Genomic DNA, 14,511 nt, shown 5'->3' with positions numbered 1-14,511 from the left:
TTATAACCCATTTCCAACTTTTAAGACGTTCCCTATGGTTTGGATCTTTGTGCTTTCCCTAAGGTTAATTGACATGGATTTACTTGCATTTACATCAATACGTTCTAGCTTAAAACAAGATTTCTTTGTTCCGGCGCGTGGCGGCCGATAATCAGAAGAGCACTATTCAGAAGAGCATTATGACAAACGATAACAAGACACAACCCTCCGCGTCCGGCGACGCCAATACTGAACTCGATTCCAGCCAGGTAAAATCAGGAGGAGGTCACACTCAGGATCCCAAAGACCAGAAAAATCCCGACGACAGTAAGCAGGATAACGATGAAAAGCGTAAAGGCCCCGGCAAGAAACCCCTGATCATCCTCGGGATTGTGGTAGTGGTGATGGTGGTCGTGGCACTGGTCTGGTGGCTGATGACCAAAGATCAGGTCAGCACCGATGACGCCTTTACCGAAGGTGATGCCGTCACCATCGCGCCGAAAATTGCCGGTTATGTCACTCATCTTGCGGTGAAAGATAACCAGTTCGTGAAGAAAGGCGACTTACTGGTGGAAATCGATACGCGTGACGCGACCGCGCAGCGCGATCAGGCACAGGCTCAGCTCGGTCTGGCTGTCGCGCAGTTGCATCAGGCGCAGGCGCAATACGATCTGGCGAAAGTGCAATATCCGGCGCAGCTTGCTCAGGCGAAAGCCCAGCAGACGCGGGCGGAGGCCAATTTGCTGAATGCCACTGCCGATTTCCGTCGTCAGCGCGGCGTAGACCCGCGTGCCACCACGCAACAAAATATTGATACGTCCAACGCGCAGGTGCGTTCTGCAGCCGCTGATCTGGAAAATGCCAAAGCGCAGGTGCAGGTTGCCGCGCAGGTACAGCTGAATATCCGTCAGGCTGAAACCAACGTCGAAGCTCGTCAGCAGCAGGTTGAACAGGCGAAAGCCCAGCTGGAAACGGCGACGCTCAACCTCTCCTATGCGCAGGTACGCGCACCGTTCGACGGCTACGTCACCAAGCGTAATGTGCAGCTCGGTACGCTGGTTCAGGCTGGCACCTCGCTGTTCTCAGTGGTTTCAAAAGATATCTGGATCGCCGCAAACTACAAAGAATCGCAGCTCGAACGCATGCGCCCCGGCAACAAGGTGGAAATTACCGTCGATGCCTTCCCGGACATCAAACTTCACGGCCACGTTGACAGTATTCAACAAGGCACCGGTTCGCGCTTCTCGGCCTTCCCGGCTGAAAACGCCACCGGCAACTACGTGAAAATCGTTCAGCGCGTGCCGGTGAAAATCGTCATCGACAGCGGTCTTGATGAGAATCACCCTCTGCCACTTGGCCTGTCTGTCGAACCGACGGTGACCGTCGAATGAATGAAGATCGCAGCTACTGGAAACCCAAGGCCAATCCGTGGGCAGTTGCCGCCGTCGTGACCATTGCGGTGTTCATGGAAATCCTGGACACCACTATCGTTAACGTGGCGCTGCCGCACGTCGCCGGTTCATTGTCTTCCAGTTATGACGAATCGACCTGGGTGCTGACGTCCTATCTGGTGGCGAACGGTATCGTGCTGCCGATTTCGGCGTTTCTCAGCCGCGTGATGGGCCGCAAAACTTACTTCCTGATCTGTATCGGCATGTTCACCGTTTGCTCCTTCCTGTGCGGCATCGCCACTGAACTGTGGCAGATGATCTTATTCCGCATCCTGCAGGGCTTTTTCGGCGGCGGTTTGCAGCCGATCCAGCAATCGGTTTTGCTGGATTACTTTAAACCGGAAGATCGCGGCAAAGCGTTTGGCCTTTCATCGATTGCCATTATTGTCGCGCCGGTCGTCGGCCCGACACTTGGCGGTTACATCACGGATAACTTCAGCTGGCGCTGGGTATTCCTGATCAATATTCCGGTCGGGATTATTGCCCTGCTGGCGATTTATCAGCTGCTGGAAGATCCGCCGTGGGAGCGCAAGGCCAAAGGCAAACTCAGTATTGATTACATCGGTATCGGGCTGATTGCACTGGGTCTGGGCTGCTTACAGGTGATGATGGATCGCGGCGAAGATGATGACTGGTTCCAGTCCGGCTTTATTGTCACCTTTGCTGTGCTGGCGGCCACCGGGATTGTCGGCGCGGTTTACTGGTTACTGTACGCCAAAAAACCGGTGGTCGATCTGCGCTGTCTGAAGGATAAAAACTTTGCTGTCGCCGGTTTACTGATGGCCGGTATGGCGATGATTCTGTATGGCAGTTCGGTGGTTATTCCGCAACTGGCGCAGCAGCAACTGGGTTACACCGCCACACTCTCGGGGCTGGTGATGTCGCCGGGCGCGGTGCTGATCGTGCTGTCGATCCCGCTGGTGCTGAAGCTGATGCCCGTTGTACAAACGCGTTACATCATTGCCTTCGGTTTCTTCCTGCTGGCGGCCTCGTTTATCTATTCGGCAACGCTGACACCTGATGTCGATTTTGAAACGCTGGTGCTGTACCGCAGCGCGCAGTCGATAGGGCTCGGTTTCCTGTTTGTGCCGCTGACCACTATCGCATTTATTACCATCCCGCAAAAAATGAACGCCGACGCTGCCGCGCTGTTTACCATGTTCCGTAACGTCGCGGGATCGATTGGTATTTCGCTGGCGACAGCCGGTGTCACCGAACGAACGCAGGCACACAGTGCGCATATGGCGCACAACATGTCGCCGCTCAATGAACAGTTTAATCAGGCGGTGAGCAAAAGCGCTGAGGCGATCCGTGATTTTGCCCACGTGGTCGGCGACCCGATGCAACTGGCGACCGTGCGCATGTATCAGGAGATGATTTCGCAATCGCGCATTCTGGCCTACATCGACGTATTCGGTTATTGCGCCATCGTCGCCGTTATTTTGATCCCGTTTTGTTTCCTGCTTTCGCCAGTTAAGAGCGAAGGTAATGCCGGAGCACATTAAGTTGAACAAGAAAAGCTCTACTCTGAGAAATCAGCCATCCGTGATGCCGTCCTGCTCCACCCTCTGCGAAGGCCGGGGCCGGAAGGGGGTTTTACATTCAGGCCCCCGTTTCCTGACTCTCTCGACATTAACGCTGGTATTAGCAGCGTGCTCCGTTGGCCCGGATTATCAGAAGCCGAATCCGGTGACACCCTCGGCCTATAACGATATGTCCCAGCCGAAAGACAAAGACAGCGCATCGATTGCCCTGCCCTCGGAGCCAAATCCGCTGTGGTGGAAAGCCTTCAATGACCCGCAACTCGACAGCCTGATCACCCGTGCGATTGCCGGGAATATTTCCCTGCAACAGGCAGTACTGCGTATCGCCGGTGCCCGCGAGCAGGTGAAACAGGCCGAAGGCGCCTGGCTGCCATCGGTGCAGGGCAGCGCGAAAATGACCCGTCAGCAGCTCGGTCTGAAAGGTATTCTCGATTCCAGCGGCGCCTCGCAACAACTTGACGATCTCGGACCGGAAGCCTCCGGCGCGATCAGCACGGCTACGCGGCCGGTGAATTTGTATCAGGGCAATTTCGATGCCAGCTGGGAGCTGGATTTGTTCGGCGGCACACGACGTCAGGTCGAAGCCGCCAATGCCCAGACGCAATCGTCCATAGAACAACGCAACGATGCATTAGTTTCGCTGGAAGCTGAGGTCGCCCGTGCCTATCTGCAACTGCGTGGCGCGCAAAGCGTGACGGCAGCGATACAGACGCAAATCGATGTCGCGCAGCAAACCTTAGATCTGACACAAAACCGTCAGCAAAACGGGCTGTCACCGCAGCTTGATGTCGAAAATGCCCGCGCACAGTTGGGTTCCCTGCGCGCCCAGTTGCCGCAATATCAGGCGCAGGAACGTCAGGCAATGAACGGACTGGCCGTGTTGCTCGGTCAGACGCCTGGCTCGCTGGATGCTGAACTTTCTGCCCCTAAACCGATGCCTGCCCTGCCCGCGGCCGTGCCGGTCGGTGTGCCGTCACAGCTGGCACGCCGTCGTCCGGACGTACGCAAAGCCGAGGCTGATCTCCACGCGGCAACCGCCAATATTGGTGTATCCGTCGCGCAGATGTTCCCGAGTATTTCGCTTACCGGCCAGTTCGGCATGCGTAATACCGACGTCAGTTATCTCGACAACTGGAGCAGCCATTTCTACTCCTTTGGCCCGCAGATTTCCCTGCCGATTTTCCAGGGCGGACGTCTGGTGTCCAGCGTGCATCTTTCCCGTGCGCAACAGGCGAATGCGGCGCTGAATTATCGCCAGACCGTGCTGACAGCGTTGCAGGATGTCGATAATGCGCTGGTGAATTACCGCACCGATCAGGATCAGGTCAGCGGTTTAGACCAGACGACCGAAGCGCTACAGACCGCCTTTGATCTGGCGAGCGACAGCTACCGTCAGGGGCTTTCTACCTTTATCAACGTGCTTGATGCCCAGCGCCAGCTGGCACAGGCGCATCAGCAATCCGCTGAAGCGAAAGTGAAAACCAGCACCGATCTGGTCTCGCTGTATAAAGCGTTAGGCGGCGGCTGGGAGCCGTATCAGAACGTCGATTTGCCGACCTACACCGTCTTTGGTCCGGCAGCCACGCCGGATGTGAAGGTACAAACCACGTCCGGCGTGACACCGTAACGCCTTATTAATGTGAAGAGATAAAATCCGACGGCGTGGACGGGGCAGGCAATGAAAAATTCTGCCTCATCCGCGCCACTTCTCTCACCGGCGTCAGCCCGAATAAGCGTTTAAATTCGCGGCTGAACTGCGACACACTTTCATAGCCTACCTGTGCGCTGGCCGCCGAGGCGGTCAGGTTATTGCGCAACATCAGTAATCTGGCCTGATGCAAACGGGTGGACTTGAGATACTGCATCGGCGACGTATCAGTGACGGTTTTAAAGTGACTGTGAAACGTCGGCAGGCTCATCCCCGCTTCTTTTGCCAGCGCATTCACATCCAGATGCGAGTGGTATTCTGCGTGCAGTTTTCGCAGGGCTTTTACCACTTTGCCAAATTGCCCTTGCAGGGTCAGTGCGCAGCGCAGCGTGCCGCCCTGAGCACCGGTCAGCACGCGGTAATACAACTCACGCATCATCCCCCTGCCCAGAATTTTTGCATCCAGCGGAGATGCCATCACCTGCAAAAAACGTAATACGCAAGCCCGCATCGCGTCATCCATCAGGCTCGACACCATACTTTTCGGCGATTCCCGCTGCGGGGCGTCATAAGTATCGAGCTGCAACATCAGTTCAGCCGCCAGACTGAAATCGAGCCGCAGGTAAATTGCCAGCATCGGTTCACTGGCGGTGGCGTCAGTTTCCATGGTGAAAGGCACCGGCACCGATACGGTCAGATAATGCTGTGCATCATACAAATAGACATCATTACCTAAGAATCCGCGTTTTCTCCCCTGCACCACAATCACGATCCCCGGCTCATACAAAACCGGCGTGCGCAGCAGCGGACGGTTTGAACGTAAAAAACGCACATCTGCCAGCGTCGTCAGGTTGTAGCCTTCATGGGGCGTAAGCTGGTCTAAAAGCGCGATCATTTGCTCAGTCACTGTCAAAGATGGAAACGTCATATGAACCTGAAAATATGCAGCGGAAAGTGAATGAAGTGTCGCACCGGGAATCAGTTGCGTCCAGACGCCTCAGAGGAACAGGCAAACATCAGAGAGGATCGGGGCTACGGATTTGCTGCTGTCCCCCCTATTCTGCAAGTCCGCTTTTTACCGAGGAGTTTGTATGAGTCAGTCAAAATTACTATTCATCACCGGCGTCAGCAGCGGATTTGGCCGTGCGCTGGCTGAAGAAGCCCTGAAAGCAGGACATCGCGTGGTCGGCACGCTGCGTAATGCACAAGCCTGCGCAGAATTTGACGCGCTGGTCCCTGGCCGTAGTTTTGGTCGCATGCTGGATGTCACTGATTTCGAGGCTATCGCCCCGCTCGCGGCTGCCGTGGAACAGGAAATCGGCGCCGTTGACGTGCTGGTCAACAATGCCGGTTACGGACATGAAGGTATTATGGAAGAGTCGCCGTTAAGCGAGGCGCTGCATCAGTTTGACGTCAATGTTTTTGGCGCGGTTGCGGTCATCAAAGCCTTCCTGCCGTATTTTCGTCAGCGTCGTAGTGGACATATTCTTAACATCACGTCGATGGGGGGCTTTATTACAATGCCGGGCATCAGCTATTACTGCGGCAGTAAATTCGCCTTGCAGGGGATCTCTGAAACACTGACCAAAGAACTCAAACCGTTCAATATTGCCGTCACGGCCATTCAGCCCGGGTCTTTTCGTACCGACTGGGCGGGACGTTCGATGGTGCGCTCACCGCGTGCCATCAGTGATTACGATGCCAGTTTCGACCCCGTGCGGGAAACGCGGGAAAAACGCAGCGGTCATCAGCCGGGCGACCCGCTAAAAGCCGCACAAGCGATGTTGCAGTTGCTCGATGCGCCTGAGCCGCCTGCCTCGCTGTTACTCGGCAGTGACGCCGTTAAATTTGTCAGGGAAAAGATGCAACAAATGCGTGAGGATATCGATATCTGGGAAACGGTCAGCCGGTCTGCCGATGGCTGAAACATTCTTTTAAAGATCCCGTCAGCGCATTTCCCGGAGACTGCGCTATTCTGTTCAGACACTGAAATCATCCTGCCTGCGGGCAGGATTTTCGTCTGAATAACAATCGGGTAAAACAATGAATTCCATTTCCAACGAAGATAAAAAACCCAGCTGTGATTCAGTGATTAACAGCGTGGCTTACCGCGACGGTAAACGATTGCAGGATGTGACGGTCGAAGACATCAGCGAAGTCCTGAAAGAGCCCGATACCTTTGTCTGGCTCGGACTGTGGCAGCCGGAAGATGCCTATATGCGCAGCATTCAGGAAGAATTCGGTCTGCACGACCTGGCGATTGAAGATGCACTGACCGCCCATCAGCGACCGAAAATTGAGCAGTACGGCGAATCGCTGTTTATCGTTACGCACACTGCGCAGAAAGTGAATGAAACCATCGAGTACGGCGAAACACACCTGTTTCTCGGCAAAAACTTTCTGATCACCGTGCGTCACGGTGCGTCATCCAGCTATAAAGAAATCCGTAAACACGCCGAAGAACGCCCGGAAATGTTGAGTAAAGGGCCGGCTTATGCACTGTATTGCGTACTCGACTCCATCGTGGATAACTATCTGGAAATCCTGCATCAGTACACCGAACAGTTTGATGCCATCGAAAAACTGATGTTCCGCAACACCTTTAATCAGCAGGCGGTGCAGCAGGTTTATAGTCTGCGGCGGGATCTGCTCTCGTTGCGCAACGCCGCGGTACCGATGGAAGATATCTGTAATCAGCTCAGCCATCACTACGAAGAACTGATGCCTAAGAGCCTGCGGGCTTATGTGCGTGATGTGCAGGACCACGCCAATCAGGTGATCCGCACGACTGACGATGTGCGCGAAATGCTGTCGAACGCCATGCATGTGAATCTGGCGCTGGTGTCGGTGCATCAGAACGAAGTGGTACAGCGACTGGCGGGCTGGGGCGCGATTCTGGCGATCCCGACAGTGATTTTCAGTCTGTACGGCATGAACTTCAAAAACATGCCGGAGCTGGATGACTGGTGGGGATATCCGGTAACGCTGGGCGTCACTGTCGCCGGTTGTGTGTGGTTATACTGGAAGCTTAAAAAATCAGGCTGGCTGTAAGTTAATTATCACCTGAAAACACACGTTAATTAACATGCGAATAACAGAAACCGCTGTTATTCGCGTTCTTTAATTATCCTGACAATTTTAATCCTGACTTATTCTGTTTGTCCTTTCCTCTTCGCCTTATTTCCTTATATACTCGGTCGCATCTTCCTTACGGAAATAATATTCATCATGTCAGTCCGTTTCGCGATTTCACAGTTCATGCATTCGCTGCGCTTGCCCGGCAAGCGGGTCAGTGCGTTGCTGTTCGCGTTATGCTGGCTTGTCCTGAATGCCCAACTGGCGCTCGCCAGCCATCAGTGCGATATGCGCCCGCCGGTGGAAAACACCGCCATGGCACACAACATCACCATGCAAATGCCTGATTCTCCAGAGCACATGCAGAGTCAGTCGCTGTTGTGTGAGAAGCACTGTGCCCCTGAAAGAACCCAGTCTGACAGTGGTTCCGTGCCACTGGTGGCATTGTCCGTCGCTCCGGCATTAGCCATGCTCACCGTCGATGCCAGCACAGCGGTCACCACCGCGGACTGGATTGCGCCGACCGTCACTCCGCCTCCCGCTGAAGTTCAGTTCTGCCGATACAGAGAATAGCCCCTGCTGTCCTGAGTGTTTTTCCGCACTCAATATTAAATGAAATTGTTTTGCCAGATTAATGGCCAGTTTTTATCTAATGACAGTATTGGAGTATTTCCCATGCGTGCAATTTTAAATGTATTTACCGCAAGTCTTTTCTTTATTTCAGCTTATTCTTTTGCCGATGCTATGCCAATGAATCACGATGCTATGGCGATGCAGCATAATATGCAGGCCTATGAATCCGAAGGCGTGATCACTCAGTGGCAGTCTGATCGCGTGGGGATTTCCCATCACGCCATTCCTGCGCTGAAATGGCCGGCCATGACCATGAATTTCCGTCTGCCGCCGGAGATCGCCGCCAACTCCCTGCCCGCCGGTACGCCGGTCACCTTTAGCTTTGTCAAAACTGAGTCCGCTTATCAGTTGCAGACACTGACACCGCTGAAACGCTGACCGGGAGATTCACCATGTTGACTTTACCGCGCCATCACCGGATGACGTGGCAATGGCTGCTGGCTTTTGTGCCGGTCAGCGCGTTTGCCACACCCGTTACCCTGCCGCAGGCGCTGGTCGCTGCACAGGATTATTCCGCCGAGCTTTCTGCCAGTCGTCACCAGATCAATGCGCTGGATAACCGTGCCGATTCGGCCATGCAACTGCCGGATCCGAAGCTGAAATTCGGTATCGAAAACCTGCCGGTCAGCGGCGGCAACACCGACCGGTTTACCCGTGAAGGGATGACGATGGAACGTATCGGCATCATGCAGGATTACATCAGCAGCGATAAGCGCCAGCGCAAAGCCGACACGCTGCGTGCAGAATCCCGGGAAGTGGCGGCTATCCGCCAGAGTATCCGGGCACGTTTGCAACGCGATGCGGCGCTGGCCTGGATGGAACTGGCCATCGGCGGGCAAACCGTCTCGCAATTACAAAAACTGGTGGATGAAAGTCAGCGCCAGATTGGGGTTCAGCGTGGCGGTGTCAGCAGCGGCAGTTCGCTGCCCGCCTCGGTGCTGGACGCGCACCTGACGCTCATCAGCATGCAAGACAAACTGACCGAAGCCGAACGGGATGTTCAACTGGCGCGCACCCGCTTAAGCCAGCTGACCGGCATCGATCAGCCTGAAATTAACGGTGCCATTCCGCCTTTCACCGAACTTCCTCCACAGGCGTTACAGGCGACAAGCGTCGAACAACATCCTGAAATTATTCAGGCACGGCGTGAAGCCGATGTGGCGCAGGCGAAATCCTCGCAGTCGGCTATTGCGGCGCTGCCGGATGTCGGCGTGGAAGTCTATTACGCCCATCGTGCCGACAGTTATGAAGATCTGGCGGGGGTGATGTTTACCGTCGATCTGCCGCTGTTTACCGCTTCGCGTCAGGATAAAGATCACGCCGCCGATCAGTCGATGGCAATGGAAAGCAATGACCGGCTGGCGCAACTGATGCGCGACCATCAGGCGCAGCTGACCAGTTTGCTGGCGCAATATCAGGCCGCCACCACGTTATGGCAGCGGCAAAAAAACGACGTTATTCCCCTGCAACAGCAACGCATCAGCGTGATTCAGGCACAGTATCGCGCCGGAAAAAGCAGCCTGAATGACGTTCTCGACGCCCGCCGCAACCTGATCGACAGCCAGATTTCCGAACGCAATGCCGGGCTGGAAGTGGCCCGCTATTGGGTCGCCCTGCGTTATCTGGCCCCCCAGGAGATTCATTAATGACTTCCGCTAAAACTTACAGCCTGCTGGCCGTCGCCATCATGGCCGCACTCGCCGCCGGTTACGTGGCTGGCCGTCACAGCCCTGCGGCGCAAACGCAGGCTTCTGCTGCTCCGGCCGAACGCAAAGTGCTGTACTGGTATGACCCGATGACGCCCGGCCAGCGTTTCGATAAACCGGGCAAATCGCCCTTTATGGATATGGAGCTGATGCCGCGTTACGCCGATGAAGTCACGGATGACGGCGGTGTGACGGTCAGCGCCCGTCAGCAGCAAAATCTCGGTATGCGCAGTGAAAAGGTACAGCGACGGATGATTTCCGCACCGCTTAATGTGTATGGCACGGTCAGCGCCGATGAACGCAGCCTGCGCACGGTCGCCGCCCGTGCGAATGGTTTAGTCGAAAAACTTTACGTCGCTGCCAGCCAGCAGCCTGTGAAAAAAGGTCAGAAACTGGCCACACTGTGGATCCCAGACTGGACCGCCGCGCAGCAGGAATATCTGGCCGTGCGTCAGCTTGGCGACCGCAGCCTGACCGCTGCCGCCCGTCAGCGGCTGGCGTTGCAGTTTATGCCGGAAGACATTCTGCGCCGCGTCGATAAAACCGGTCAGCCGCAAACCCGCATCGACGTGGTCGCGCCGGAAGACGGTTATATCAGCCTGCTTTCCGTGCGTGAAGGGGCGCAGGTCAGCGCCACACAGCCGCTGTTCGAACTGACCAGTCTGAAACAGGTTTGGATTGTGATGGATTATCCGCCTTCTGCCGCCAGTCAGATCCAGATCGGCGGCAAAATTACGGCCAGTGCCGACAGTCAGCCGGGCGAGGTATTTCACGGTACGGTCAGCGAATTGCTGCCGGATGTGGATGCCGTCAGCCGTACGCTGAAAGCCCGCGTGGTGATTGATAATCCGCAGGAAAAACTGCGTCCCGGCATGTACCTGAATTTATCGCCGGATGTCAGTGCGCAGACCGCGGTTCTGGCCATTGCGCAGGAAGCGCTGATCCAGACCGGCAGCCGCAATACCGTGCTGCTCGACGACGGCAACGGACATTTCACCCCGCAGAAGGTCACCATCGGCGTGACGCGTGATGGCTGGACGCAGGTACTTTCAGGCCTGGAAGAAGGTCAGTCTGTTGTCACCTCCGGACAATTCCTGATCGACTCCGAAGCCAGCCTGCGCAGCGCACTGCCTGCCACCGACGCCCCCGCGCCGGACACGCACCAGCACGGAGGTGATTTATGATTGCCGCTGTGATCCGCTGGTCGCTGAAGAACCGGCTGCTGGTGTTACTCGCCGCGCTGATGATGGCGGGCTGGGGCATCTGGTCATTGCAGAAAGCGCCGCTCGACGCCCTGCCGGATCTCTCCGATGTGCAGGTGATCGTGCGCGTGAGTTATCCGGGCAAGGCACCGCAAATCATCGAAGATCAGGTGACCTATCCGCTGACCACCACTCTGCTGTCAGTGCCCGGCGCGAAAACCGTGCGCGGCTTTTCGATGTTCGGTGATGCCTATGTTTATGTGTTGTTCGATGATGGTACCGATCCTTACTGGGCGCGCTCCCGCGTGCTGGAATACCTGAGTCAGGTTCAATCCTCACTGCCCGCCGGAGCCAAAGCCTCGCTGGGGCCGGATGCCACCGGCGTCGGCTGGATCTATGAATACGCGCTGATCGACAAAACCGGCAAACACAGCCTCGAACAACTTCGTGCCCTGCAGGACTGGACGCTGCGTTATGACCTGAAAACCGTACCGAATGTCTCTGAGGTCGCCAGCATCGGCGGCATGGTGCGTCAGTATCAGGTGGTGGCCGATCCGCAACGGATGCGCGCCCGGGGCGTGACGCATCAGCAACTGGTGACCGCGCTGCAAAACGCTAATCAGGAAAGCAGTGGCTCGCTGCTGGAAATGGGCGAGGCCGAATACATGGTGCGCACCTCCGGCTATCTGAAAAGTCTGGATGATTTCAACAATGTGGTCGTGACAGTCAACAGCGGTATTCCGGTGCTGCTGGCGGATGTCGCCACCGTCCGCACCGGCCCTGAACTGCGGCGCGGCGTGGCGGAACTTAACGGTGAAGGTGAAGTGGCGGGCGGCGTGATTGTTATGCGCTCGGGTAAAAATGCACTGGAAACCCTGAAAGCGGTGAAAGAGCGGCTACATGCCCTCGCCCGCACGCTGCCTGCGGGGGTGGAAATCGTGCCGGTCTACGATCGCCAGCCGCTGATTGAAAACGCCGTCGAAACGCTGTCGCATAAACTGCTGGAGGAATTCGCGGTAGTCGCGGTGGTCTGCGCGCTGTTTCTGTTCCATTTCCGCTCGGCGCTGGTGGCGATCATCACCCTGCCGCTCGGCATTCTCGGCGCGTTTATCGTCATGCATTATCAGGGGGTCAGTGCCAATATTATGTCGCTCGGCGGTATTGCGATTGCCATCGGCGCCATGGTCGATGCGGCGATTGTGATGATCGAGAATATGCATAAGGTGCTGGAGCAATGGCGGCACGATCATCCCGGCCAGCAGCCTGCGTCGGCGGATTACTGGAAGGTGTCTGAGCGTGCCGCCACGGAAGTGGGTCCGGCGCTGTTTTGCAGTTTGCTGATCATCACCCTGTCGTTTATTCCGGTGTTTTCGCTGGAAGCACAGGAGGGCCGGATGTTCTCCCCGCTGGCATTCACCAAAACCTACGCGATGGCGGTGTCTGCCGGGCTGGGCATCACCCTGGTGCCGGTACTGATGGGCTATTTTATTCGTGGCAAAATTCCTGATGAAAATGCCAGCCCGATCAACCGCTGGCTGATTGCCGCCTATCAGCCGGTGCTTTCTGCCGTGCTGAAACGTCCGAAAACCACGCTGTTATTCAGCGGCCTGTTCCTGCTGGTGTCTCTGTATCCGCTGGCAAAACTGGGCAGTGAATTTATGCCGCCGCTCGATGAAGGCGACCTGCTGTATATGCCGTCGACGCTGCCGGGGATTTCAGCCCGCGAAGCCGCACGGTTGTTGCAGCAAACGGATCGGTTAATCAAAACTGTGCCCGAAGTCGCCAGTGTATTTGGCAAGGCCGGACGCGCCGACAGCGCCACCGACCCGGCGCCGCTGACCATGATCGAAACGACCATCCGCTTTAAACCGAGGGACCAGTGGCGACCGGGCATGACGCCGGACAAACTGGTGACTGAACTCGACAACGCGGTGAAATTGCCCGGCATCGCCAACGTCTGGGTGCCGCCTATCCGCAACCGTCTCGACATGCTGGCCACCGGCATCAAAAGCCCGGTGGGGATCAAGGTGAACGGCAATAACGTTGCACAAATCGAGCAGATCGCCCAGCAGATCGAGCATATCGTGAAACAGGTGCCGGGCGTGACCTCGGCACTGGCCGAAAGGCTGGAAGGTGGCCGTTACGTCGATATTGATATTAACCGGCGTGAAGCGGCACGTTACGGTGTCACGGTGGCTGAATTACAGTCGCTGGTCTCAACGCTGGTCGGCGGGGAAAATATCGGCGAAACGCTGGAAGGCCGCGAGCGTTATCCCATCAACCTGCGTTATCCGCGTGAGCTGCGCGACAACGTGCAGGCGCTGCGGGATTTACCGGTGCTGACCGCCTCCGGCGCACAGGTGCCGCTGTCGGCGCTGGCATCCGTCAACGTCACCGATGGCCCGCCGATGCTGAAAAGTGAGAACGCCCGTCTTTCAGACTGGATATATGTGGATTTACGCGGACGAGATTTGAAATCTGCCGTCGAAGACATGCAACAGGCGGTCAGCCAGCAGGTAAAATTGCCGGAAGGGGTGACGGTCAGTTGGTCGGGGCAATTCGAGTATCTTGAACGCGCCACGGCAAAACTGAAAATCGTGCTACCGGTGACACTTTTGATCATCTTCGTCCTGTTATACGTGACGTTCAGCAGCGTGCGCGACGCCCTGCTGATCATGGCGACACTGCCGTTTGCCCTGACCGGTGGCGTCTGGCTGTTGTACCTGCTGAGTTTCAATCTGTCGGTCGCCGCCGCCGTCGGGTTTATAGCCCTGGCCGGGGTTGCCGCCGAGTTCGGGGTGATCATGGTGCTGTATCTGAATCAGGCAGTGCAACGTCAGCAAAAAGCCGGCGGGGATATGAGTGAGGCAGAACTGTGCGACGCCATTCACCACGGTGCGGTGTTGCGCGTCCGGCCAAAAGCCATGACTGTTGCCACTATCATGGCGGGTTTACTGCCGATCATGTGGGGCGGCGGAACCGGTTCAGAAGTGATGCAGCGTATTGCAGCGCCGATGATCGGCGGCATGGTGAGTGCCCCGTTGTTGTCGATGCTGGTGATCCCGGCGGTGTATTTGCTGATGCATCGGAGAAGGAATAAAAAAGTTTAAGGGAAAGCCCCTCTTCTTCGCAGCGGGGAGCCGAACGGATCATTCTTAGGGTTTTGTCCTGGCTCCTCCCCCTGCGAAGGGGGAGGTCGGGAGGGGGTTTTAAGGGCTAACATCTTGTCAAGGTATACTTCAACTTATTGATTTTTCTTTAATACCCCACCCC

General features: G+C 56.2%; 11 protein-coding genes. 10 read left to right on the top strand and 1 reads right to left on the bottom strand.

Features of this window, described 5'->3' with window-relative positions:
• The first annotated feature begins 179 nt into the window (after positions 1 to 179).
• Genes AACU55_RS11095 through AACU55_RS11085 form a run of 3 tightly spaced genes read left to right on the top strand, consistent with a single transcriptional unit; the run spans position 180 to position 4,601 of the window.
• Positions 180 to 1,370 (top strand): HlyD family secretion protein, encoded by a 1,191-nt coding sequence (locus AACU55_RS11095; RefSeq protein ID WP_134707044.1) that lies wholly within the window; start codon positions 180 to 182, stop codon positions 1,368 to 1,370.
• Positions 1,367 to 2,935, top strand: coding sequence for a DHA2 family efflux MFS transporter permease subunit (locus AACU55_RS11090; protein WP_013575274.1), 1,569 nt, complete (start codon positions 1,367 to 1,369; stop codon positions 2,933 to 2,935). The genes AACU55_RS11095 and AACU55_RS11090 overlap by 4 nt, the downstream gene beginning before the upstream one ends.
• A complete protein-coding gene (locus AACU55_RS11085) occupies positions 2,919 to 4,601 on the top strand; it encodes an efflux transporter outer membrane subunit (protein WP_134707043.1) in 1,683 nt (560 codons plus the stop codon). Before AACU55_RS11090 ends, AACU55_RS11085 begins: the two co-directional genes overlap by 17 nt.
• 7 nt (positions 4,602 to 4,608) lie before the next feature.
• On the opposite strand, the gene AACU55_RS11080 is transcribed toward AACU55_RS11085, so the two are convergent.
• Entirely contained in the window at positions 4,609 to 5,550 is a 942-nt protein-coding gene (locus AACU55_RS11080; protein ID WP_134707042.1) for an AraC family transcriptional regulator, read from the bottom strand.
• 163 nt (positions 5,551 to 5,713) lie between these two features.
• On the opposite strand from AACU55_RS11080, the gene AACU55_RS11075 reads away from it, so the two are divergent.
• The 7 genes from AACU55_RS11075 (at position 5,714) to AACU55_RS11045 (ending at position 14,348) form a co-directional block, all read left to right on the top strand.
• The gene (locus AACU55_RS11075) at positions 5,714 to 6,547 is read left to right on the top strand and encodes an oxidoreductase (protein WP_134707041.1); all 834 of its coding nucleotides are present in this window, start codon (positions 5,714 to 5,716) and stop codon (positions 6,545 to 6,547) included.
• Positions 6,548 to 6,665: 118 nt separating this feature from the next.
• Positions 6,666 to 7,673 carry a magnesium/cobalt transporter CorA gene (gene corA / locus AACU55_RS11070; protein ID WP_013575270.1) on the top strand — a complete coding sequence of 336 codons (1,008 nt, stop codon included), beginning with the start codon at positions 6,666 to 6,668 and terminating at the stop codon, positions 7,671 to 7,673.
• A 177-nt stretch (positions 7,674 to 7,850) separates the two neighbouring features.
• Positions 7,851 to 8,270 carry a hypothetical protein gene (locus AACU55_RS11065; protein ID WP_134707040.1) on the top strand — a complete coding sequence of 140 codons (420 nt, stop codon included), beginning with the start codon at positions 7,851 to 7,853 and terminating at the stop codon, positions 8,268 to 8,270.
• 102 nt (positions 8,271 to 8,372) lie between these two features.
• Positions 8,373 to 8,708 (top strand): copper-binding protein, encoded by a 336-nt coding sequence (locus AACU55_RS11060; protein ID WP_112151882.1) that lies wholly within the window; start codon positions 8,373 to 8,375, stop codon positions 8,706 to 8,708.
• A 14-nt stretch (positions 8,709 to 8,722) separates the two neighbouring features.
• A complete protein-coding gene (locus AACU55_RS11055) occupies positions 8,723 to 9,976 on the top strand; it encodes a TolC family protein (RefSeq protein WP_134707039.1) in 1,254 nt (417 codons plus the stop codon).
• The gene (locus tag AACU55_RS11050) at positions 9,976 to 11,220 is read left to right on the top strand and encodes an efflux RND transporter periplasmic adaptor subunit (RefSeq protein WP_134707038.1); all 1,245 of its coding nucleotides are present in this window, start codon (positions 9,976 to 9,978) and stop codon (positions 11,218 to 11,220) included. The genes AACU55_RS11055 and AACU55_RS11050 overlap by 1 nt, the downstream gene beginning before the upstream one ends.
• Positions 11,217 to 14,348: an efflux RND transporter permease subunit gene (locus tag AACU55_RS11045; RefSeq protein WP_134707037.1), complete on the top strand. Its 3,132-nt coding sequence runs from the start codon at positions 11,217 to 11,219 to the stop codon at positions 14,346 to 14,348. Before AACU55_RS11050 ends, AACU55_RS11045 begins: the two co-directional genes overlap by 4 nt.
• Positions 14,349 to 14,511 lie beyond the last annotated feature (163 nt).

Source organism: Rahnella sp. CJA17(1/100) (assembly GCF_963881615.1).
In the GTDB taxonomy this organism is placed as follows: Bacteria; Pseudomonadota; Gammaproteobacteria; order Enterobacterales; family Enterobacteriaceae; genus Rahnella; species Rahnella aceris.
Note: the sequence above shows the minus strand (reverse complement) of the source record. Positions and strands in the feature narration are given on the sequence as shown.